Raw genomic sequence first — 8,760 nt, 5'->3', positions numbered from 1 at the left:
CAAAGAGCCTTTTTAAAAAAGGGAAAGGCAACCGCCTTTCCCAATTCATGGCTGCTTATTAAAGGCTAAGCCGATATATCAGGAATTTTCAAAAATAATTATAGCTTAAATTTAATTATCTTACTTCAACCTGAACTTTAACCAGGTTAAGACCGCTTACCAGCTCTTCGGCTGTAGCAACACCGTTAGGATCTTCTACTGTGATGGTACGGATAGGATCTACAGTACCGTCAACCAGTTTCTGGAATACTGCATTGTACTGATCCATTGTGAATTTTTCAAAACGATCAAATGCATTACCGTTAGGATCATCCAAAACTGTAGTAGGAAGGCCTACACCGTCATTCTTTGCATCAAAATAAGTTGTCTTTCCGCCATATTTGCTATCGAAGTCATTTGTCTTATAAATTGACTCAAGAACCTGAATAACGGATGCGCCTAAACCTTTGGTAGCTGATGTGATAACGGTTTCACTGTCATATCTCTGGTCAACGTCAACACCAATAACTTTTGCTCCGGCTTCTGAAGCTGCAGCCATAACGCTCTTACCAACAGAACCGCCGCAGGCAAAGATAACTTCTACACCTTCCTGGTACATGGTTTTTGCGGTTGCTTTATTGGTGTCGTTTTCATCAAAGTTACCGGTGTAGTGATAAATTACTTTGATTTCACCGTCACCCAAGCCTAATTCCTTGGCGGCATCTTCGGCACCCTGCAGATAACCGTAACCGAAAGCCTGAACCGCAGGTACGGCCATACCGCCCATGAAGCCGAGATTCTTCATACCGTCCATAACAGCGGCATATCCCGCAAGATATCCGGACTCTTCTTCTGCGTACATGATACTTGCAACATTCTTTTCGGTCTTAAAGTCGCTGTAATCTGCGGTACGAGGAGCACCGTCAAGAAGTATGAATTTTACATCCGGATATTTGGTCTGAGCTTCATATACGGCTACTTCGAACAAGAAACCGGGAGTTACAACAACTTTTGCACCGCCGGATACGGCAAGATCGATTGCTGCCAGATAACCGGCATCGGATGCTTCTTCGGGTTTATAATACTGATGTGAAATATTGTTTGCAGTAGCGAACTCTACAACACCCTCCCAGGCGCCCTGGTTAAAGGATTTGTCATCAATATTACCCTTGTCCGTAATCAAAGCAATCTCGTATGTGTCACCGGTTTTACCTGTGTCACCGTTTTTGCCGGCATTGTTATCGTCTTTTTTACCGCATGCGGTTAAAGCACCGATTGCCAGCACAAAAACCATAAAAAAGGCAATAATTTTCTTCATAAAACATCCCTCCGTATAGTATATCGGTAACTTGTACCGTCATTAATATTATACTAAATCAATAAAAGTTTTCAACTAAATTCGTTTTAAAGTTTAAAACTTGTTTAACTGTTTTGTTTTTTTAAATTTTCCATATAACATTGATAGCACATGGCAGTATATGTTTCATTACCGCCAATCAGTATTTGCTCCCCCTCGGTCAAAATTTTTCCGTCCTCTCCTTTTCTGACATTAACGGTAGCTTTTTTGCCGCAGGAACATATAGTTTTAATTTCCGTTATCGAATCTGCGATTTCCATTAGCCGTTTGCTTCCCGGAAACATTTTGGTACGAAAATCTGTTCTTAAGCCAAAACAAAGCACAGGGATATCGTGTTCTATGACTATCATAGAAAGCTGATCTACCTGGCTTTCCGAAAGAAATTGGCATTCGTCCACTATTATAACGTCTACCTTTTCTTTCAGCTTTAAAAAGCTTTTATAAACATCTTCATCATGGGAAAGCACATAAGCTTTTTGACATAAGCCAATTCTTGATTTTACCAATCCGTCCCCGTCCCTGTTGTCAATCTGCGGCTTTATAAGCCAAACCTTCATTCCCCGTTCTTCATAATTAAACTTGGTAATAAGTGCCTGAGCGGTTTTTGAACTGCCCATTACACCGTATTTAAAATACAGCTTTGCCATTGTACTCATCCTTTGTTTATAGTATTTGTCCGAAATTATAATATCATAACTTTTGATCTGGACAAAGATATGTTTTTATAATATTTTTTTTAATCTGTTTATTGTAAGGGCACCCAATAAGCCTATAAGGGCTCCGCTGACAACACCGGATATAAGAAGAAAAGGCAAATAGTATATAAGACTGGGATTATTCACATAAATTATAGCAACTATAATCTGGCCGATATTATGGGTTATCCCGCCTATTATACTTACTGCAATCATACTAAACATTTTCAGCTTCATTAATAAAGTCATACACAGCCAGCTAAGAAGTCCACCGGCAAAGCTGAATAAAAGGGTGGAAGGATCACGGAAGGTAAATCCGACCAAAAGAATCCGCACCATGGACAGGACGAATGCTTCCTTGACTCCGATACCGTACATGGCTATTATAACGACAAGATTGGCAAGGCCAAGTTTTATGCCCGGTAAGGCAAAAGGCATGGGAATTAAACTTTCGATATAACTGAAAATAAAAGCCAGCGCTATCAATAAACCGTATAAAGATATTTTTTTTGAATTCATCGTAACTCCTTAAATATAACTTTTGTATTTAATTTGCAATAGCATCAATGTCATTTTCTTCACCGCCGACAATTCGAAGCACCACCCTGTTCGGAAGACATGTAATTGTTTCGTCATTGTAATGTATTTTATTAAACTTAACGCACAGTTTATCCGGGCAGCTGGCTTCAAGCATCTTAACATACCCGTCTTTAATTTCAAAGGTATTCCATTGCCCGTCTTCCTGCCTTATAGTAAATACGGTGTCTTCATTCAGCAAAAAGGTTTTATATTCTTTTCCGTCAATTGTTACAACTACCCTGCTTCCCTCTGATTTAAATACATGAAGCAGCAAATATAAAATTAAAATAAATAATAAGATTCCTGCGATTAAGTATAAATCATTTTTCTTCATAAAATCAACCTTACATAATAAGGAGCAAGCGCGAATCTTGCTCCTTTAATTTTAATATTAATATTTAATTAATTGAAATTGAACTTTTACAATACTTAAAACATCGACAAAATCATATAAACCATGCCGGCAGAAACCAGCTCGGCCGGAAGATTTTTTATTTCTTTGCTAAGTTTAGAAAATACAAGATGTTTGTTTATGGAATAAACCATAAACATTACTGCCAGGATGGCTATAACCATACCGACTGACGATTCAATACTATCAATAGTAAAAGGCTGTACAAGAAGCGCAACAGGCAGTATTACATATATTCCTTCAGATTTAACATCTTTATATTTAAATATTTTATTAAGTACAGCCAGACCTAAGCCGGCCAGAATAAAACCTGCCACAACATGTGTAAATCCGTTGGATCTGAAATTAATTTCTGCCAGTTTAAATCCGTATACAGTTCCCTCGGCCATGAACTCCCTGATTATAGATATTATCAGCAGGGTGGCAAAAGCGCCTGCCCCTTCAAGCAATAAAAGGTTATAATTTCTGTCCTCCTCACCATATAATATATGATTTGCAATAAGCAGTCCCAAAAAGATATGGAATATGGATGTTGATGTGTCAATATTATAGCCTAAAATTGCTCTTAATACTATCTGAAACAGGGAATAAGTAAGGGATACCATAAGGATTATAGAACATGAAATCCTGCTCCATTTAGGAAGCCTGATACCGACTGATCCGTCAAGTACTAATCCCAAGGTAGCAATTAATAAGATTAAAATACCTGTAATCAGGGCATCCCTCATATTTTGTGAAAATATAACCATTGCCAATGCAAAGGCTTCCATCGGATATCTTGCTTTCATATAACCCTATATGATGTATTAATAATACACCATATTCTCCTTTCTCTGATTATGCTTTATTTTCCCAAATCGAATCAGTATGATTATTTTCCGGCGTAATTTTTAATGAATTCATATGCATTGTTAACCAGTTCAAGTATCGCATTTGTAGTAAATGTAGCTCCGGATATGGCATCAATCTCACCGAATTCTCCGTCTGCGGATACAGGAGCATTATCGCCTCCGGCATTTTGTGCACCTTCACCGGTTGCAGCCATCTCTAAAGCTTTTTCAGCAAGTTCAAGGAAGTTGTTGATGCTTATACTTACTCCGGCAACCGCATCTGTCTTGCCGTTTTCATCTACAGCAAGCCCTTTGACGGACTGATGTTCGATTACGTATTGAGCCAAAGCGTCAGCCTGCTCTTTCCAGGTAAGGCCGTCCTCGGTCATAACGTATTTGCCTACAGATGATAAGTAGCTCTTATATTCACCCAATTCATTCATACCGTCAAAAACAACGTTTGTTATAGCTCCGTTTTCAACTTTCAATGTGAGCATATAATAATAACCGTTATCCATTTCTTCGCTTTCTACACGGTAAATTCCGTCTTTAAAGCCTTCGGTTGTGTCAGATGCACCAGATTCGCTTCCGGCATCGGATGCGGGAGCCTGTCCCTTAAGATATATAGGAGCCTTTATACCTTTAAATTGATTAAGGTAGCTTTCCTCTTCCATATTGGCACCGTATCCCGGGGTTTCGGCATGGCTTACTACCTTAACTTCCCTAATAGTCTTAGCATCATTTTCAAAAATTATTTCCCAAGTAACAGGCTTAGCAAAACCTTTTGCCTCAGATACAACGGAATATCCTGTTACGTTTCCGCTGTCGTCGGTAAGCTCTCTGGCAGAAACAATACCTTCGGCACCGGATACATCTATAGCACCGGGAAGGTCTTGCTGATTTTGATTATTGTCAGTAGTATTACCGTTTGTGGTATTATCTTTAACCAATATTTTGCTTCCATATATAACGCCGAATGATATTACTGTTACAACAGCTAATGCTATAATGCCTTTTAATCTATTATCTTTCATAGTATTACCTCTCTCTTTTTAATTTACAATCTTATTTTATAAAAGTACTAATTATCATTTGCTTTTCTTTACATTTACACCATAGATATGCGGCTTTATTAAATTATCAACCAAACCAGACAGGCAGTTAGCCGCTAAAATTCCGTAGCTTACACCCTCGGGAAGCATGCCCCATAATCTTATACCTGCGGTGATAAGGCCGGCTATAACGGCCAAAGTTACTTTAACTCTCGGAGCCACCGAAGCGTAATCGGTCATCATATAGCAGGCTCCAAGAATCAGGCCGCCTGACAACAGGTTTACAAGAATGTCTCCCTTAAATAAGCCTTCACCGGAAAAAATAAATGTAACAAGCAAAACCGTAAGGATATATGCTGCTGTTGTACTTATATTTACTACTCTGCGGTAGCAAAGATAAGCAAATCCTATTAAGAGCAGCAGTTTGCTGGTTTCTCCGATACATCCGGGTATATTTCCTATAAACATATCCCATTTTGAAAACTGGGAAATTTGCGACCCGCTTTTATATAAGCCCAATACTGTTGCGGAACTTACGGCATCCGCTCCGGCATGATACGTGGAAACATATCCCGATATGGAAGCCGGCCATAGAAAAAGCAGTAAAGCCCTTCCCATTAAAGCGGGATTCGCAAAATTGCTTCCGATTCCGCCGAAGAACTGCTTAGCAACAATGATTGCAAAAACGGATGCTACCATCACAGCCCAAACGGGTGTGGTCGCAGGTACGTTAAAAGCCAGTAATATACCCGTAACAACTGCACTCCAGTCACTTACGGTAAGCGGCTCCTTTCTTAATTTCTGCCATATATATTCGGATATAACACAGGTTGTTACGGCAGTCATAACAAGAATAAGAGCCTTAATTCCAAAAAAGTATATAGAACCCAAAAAGGCAGGAATTAATGCAATCACCACATCCTGCATTATCTCCTTTGTGGTTCTGTTCATTCTGATATGGGGCCCCACATCATGTAATTGGTCTGCAACCTTTAGTTTCATACTATTTTCCACCTCTCTCCCGTCTTATCCTGATAATCTCATTCTTTGCCTCCGTTATACGGTATGCCAGTTCCCTTTTAGCAGGACAGACATAGGAGCAGCAGCCGCAACTGATACATTCGGTTGCATAAAGTTTTTCGCAAAGATTGATATTGCCTTCAATTGCCGCAAAATCAATCTTAAAGGGAGCAAGCCCTGCAGGACATACTCTTTCGCATTCACCGCAGCGAATGCAGGGAGATTCCGATTTTGGAAGATCCTCGAGTACCAAAAGTCCTGAAGTATTTTTGGCTACACTGCCTTTTAAATCTTTGGGATTATTCCCTATAAATAAGCAATTGCCTGTCATAGGACCGCCTTCTACTACCCTGCAAATTTCGGCGGTAAAGCCGCCGGATTGCTCGATTAATTCCGAATACCTGGTACCAATGGGAACCAAATAATTGCAGGGAGTATTTACTTTACCGGTTACGGTAACCAAACGGGAAATAACCGGAACTCCTCCCAATACGATATCTGCCATGGCTTTTGCGGTACCAACATTGTTAATTATCGTGCCGACGGACGAAGGCAATTCGCCTGCCGGTACTTCCGTACGAAGTACAGCTTCAACCAGCTGGCGTTCCCCTCCCTGAGGATATCTGGTAGGAAGGATGACAATTTCTATGGGCAGATTTTTACCTGATATAATGTTTTCCAGCTCATGGGCTACATCCTGTTTGTTATCTTCAATGCATATATAGGCTTTTTTTGCATTGGCAGCTTTAACAAACAAAAGAACCCCATTGATAATTGCATAACCATGTTCTTTCATAAGTATATGGTCACAAGTCAGATAGGGTTCACACTCAGCCCCGTTAATAAGAATATAATTGATAACTTCTTTTGTCTCATATTTAATATGAGTAGGAAATCCGGCCCCGCCCATTCCTATCAGGCCGCCTTCTTTCATCTTCCCGATAATTTCTTCTTTTGAATAAGAAGATAAGTCAACCAGCTTTTTTTCATATTCTCTTTCGGGAATATTTGAAATCATATCTTCTTCCTTATCGGATTCGATTACTACAATTTCATATTCCCTGTTAAAATTATCTTTGGCCAGTATTATATCCTTTACTGTACCACTGACGCTGGCATGAACATTTGCGGCACTGAAATTAGCCGGTACACCTATTAAATCACCTTTCGAAACCTTGTCACCGGGTTTTACTATAGCTTTGGAAAAACCGTTCGGCGACTGTTTCATTGATATTTCTACCGATTTGGGTGTATACACGCGGATCGGTACCTGATTACTTAATAACTTGTCCGAACCGTCTGCCGGATGTATGCCACCATGGAAATACTTCTTCAAAATAAGTCCTCCTGTTTTTGGTGTTATAATGGTTAAATTTTTGACAATTCTTTGCAAAAATTACTGGCAGATATTTTTACAAACGCCTTGTAGCTCAACGTTTGTATACATATCCGATAATAATACTTGCATGGTTAATTGTCAAGCTAATAAAAGCAGTATCATAAGCATAGGTGAAAAATATTGTTATATGTTAGGTAATTTATGGTTTATTTGCAAATAAATACATATTTATTTCGTTTTTATTTTACAATTATATCTTTGCACTGATAAAGGAAATAATTCCGAATTTTATATTTTTCACATAAAAAATTTTTTTAATTTTTGCAAAATGCTTTCGTCATATTTCTTCATAAATTTATATTTTTTACTCCTTTCTTTTAACATATGTCTTGTTTCACGAATATGATGGTATAAAAAAGAAAGGAGTTACAGGATGTTTTTTCAAATAATGGCAAGCTCTCCTGCAGATACTGCCTGTATTTTTCTTCTATGGAATTTCTATGTTAAGAATAAAATTTTGACTCTTGCCTTTATAGGTATTGCTTTACTTGCGGTATCGTTAATATTCAGATTCCGGATACGAAAGAAAAAAAAGAAAGAGGGGGAAGAAGCATCTTATATCCCTCCTATTACAGACATTATAGGGACAGACAAAGAAAAGCTTGACGAACTGAACAGGGATTTAAAACCTTTCGGTTTTGCATACGACCCGTCTCAGGATTTGTTCTATTCTCTAATGGACTGCTGGCAAAGGAATTTCGGTTATTGCAGACTTTATGATGAAGCCAGCGCTCTTTTCAGTATGATAATTGACTGTGAACCTATTTATTTCAATTATGCAGACAAAAGATGGATGATTGAATTTTGGAAAGGCCAATACGGAATGACTACCGGCGCAGAGATAGGTGTCTATTACACAAGCGATCCCGATATAAATATACCTGGTTTATTTAGCGGGACTTTCTATCACTGCGCAAAAGATGAAGACAGAATAAATATGTCTTTTATACTCAGAAAAAACGGTAATATATTGTTTACCAGAACCGGCTATCACTGGTGGCTAACAGGCTTTAAACTTGGAGAATTTTCTCAGCCTTCGGAACTTAGCATGGATATAATGCTGGATTTACATGACCGCCAGATGACCGAAGCCTTTGTTAGAGGCTTGAAAGAAGCCGGGTACACCGAAGAGGAATATGGGGTAAGAGGAAGAAGAGTTTTTATCCGCTATGATAAACCCCATACCCCTCAGCCCCTTACCAGAAATCCCTTAACGGTAAATATTATGCAGAGAAACAACAGATCATTCTGCGAAGCTTATCAATATCTTACTCAGGCTTATACAAATACGCTTGATAAACTTATTGCTATCAAGCAGAGATCTCCTCAAATGTACAGTCAGATTATGAATATGGGTAAATCCCATCAGGTATTTGAAGCATATAATAGATTAAAAGGTTTTATAAACAAACAGGATCTTGAAGAGGAGGGGTAATA

General features: G+C 38.7%; 9 protein-coding genes. 1 reads left to right on the top strand and 8 read right to left on the bottom strand.

Going from position 1 to position 8,760, the window contains the following annotated elements:
- Nucleotides 1-115 precede the first annotated feature (115 nt).
- The 8 genes from HHT355_RS05085 to rsxC form a co-directional block, all read right to left on the bottom strand.
- Nucleotides 116-1,297 carry a BMP family lipoprotein gene (locus HHT355_RS05085; RefSeq protein WP_199179162.1) on the bottom strand — a complete coding sequence of 394 codons (1,182 nt, stop codon included), beginning with the start codon at nt 1,295-1,297 and terminating at the stop codon, nt 116-118.
- Between the two features lie 104 nt (nt 1,298-1,401).
- The gene (locus HHT355_RS05080) at nt 1,402-1,983 is read right to left on the bottom strand and encodes a thymidine kinase (protein ID WP_103202348.1); all 582 of its coding nucleotides are present in this window, start codon (nt 1,981-1,983) and stop codon (nt 1,402-1,404) included.
- A gap of 75 nt (nt 1,984-2,058) precedes the next feature.
- The gene (locus HHT355_RS05075) at nt 2,059-2,550 is read right to left on the bottom strand and encodes a Gx transporter family protein (RefSeq protein WP_103202347.1); all 492 of its coding nucleotides are present in this window, start codon (nt 2,548-2,550) and stop codon (nt 2,059-2,061) included.
- Between the two features lie 28 nt (nt 2,551-2,578).
- Nucleotides 2,579-2,944, bottom strand: coding sequence for a NusG domain II-containing protein (locus tag HHT355_RS05070; protein ID WP_103202346.1), 366 nt, complete (start codon nt 2,942-2,944; stop codon nt 2,579-2,581).
- 95 nt (nt 2,945-3,039) lie between these two features.
- A complete protein-coding gene (locus HHT355_RS05065) occupies nt 3,040-3,810 on the bottom strand; it encodes a hypothetical protein (RefSeq protein ID WP_146039170.1) in 771 nt (256 codons plus the stop codon).
- Nucleotides 3,811-3,893: 83 nt separating this feature from the next.
- The gene (locus HHT355_RS05060; RefSeq protein WP_103202344.1) at nt 3,894-4,886 is read right to left on the bottom strand and encodes an FMN-binding protein; all 993 of its coding nucleotides are present in this window, start codon (nt 4,884-4,886) and stop codon (nt 3,894-3,896) included.
- A gap of 54 nt (nt 4,887-4,940) precedes the next feature.
- Nucleotides 4,941-5,906 (bottom strand): RnfABCDGE type electron transport complex subunit D, encoded by a 966-nt coding sequence (locus HHT355_RS05055; RefSeq protein ID WP_103202343.1) that lies wholly within the window; start codon nt 5,904-5,906, stop codon nt 4,941-4,943.
- 1 nt (nt 5,907) lies between these two features.
- On the bottom strand, nt 5,908-7,260 hold the full coding sequence (gene rsxC / locus HHT355_RS05050; protein ID WP_242967553.1) for an electron transport complex subunit RsxC: 1,353 nt from the start codon (nt 7,258-7,260) through the stop codon (nt 5,908-5,910).
- Between the two features lie 436 nt (nt 7,261-7,696).
- Here rsxC and HHT355_RS05045 point away from each other — a divergent pair, with 436 nt between their 5' ends.
- Complete coding sequence (locus HHT355_RS05045) at nt 7,697-8,758, top strand: DUF4474 domain-containing protein (protein ID WP_242967552.1); 1,062 nt, start codon at nt 7,697-7,699, stop codon at nt 8,756-8,758.
- Nucleotides 8,759-8,760: the final 2 nt, after the last annotated feature.

Origin of the sequence: Herbinix hemicellulosilytica, assembly GCF_002904165.1 — a bacterium.
Classification (GTDB): Bacteria; Bacillota; Clostridia; order Lachnospirales; family Lachnospiraceae; genus Mobilitalea; species Mobilitalea hemicellulosilytica.
The sequence above is the reverse complement of the archived record's forward strand: the minus strand, read 5'-3'. Positions and strand labels throughout refer to the sequence as shown.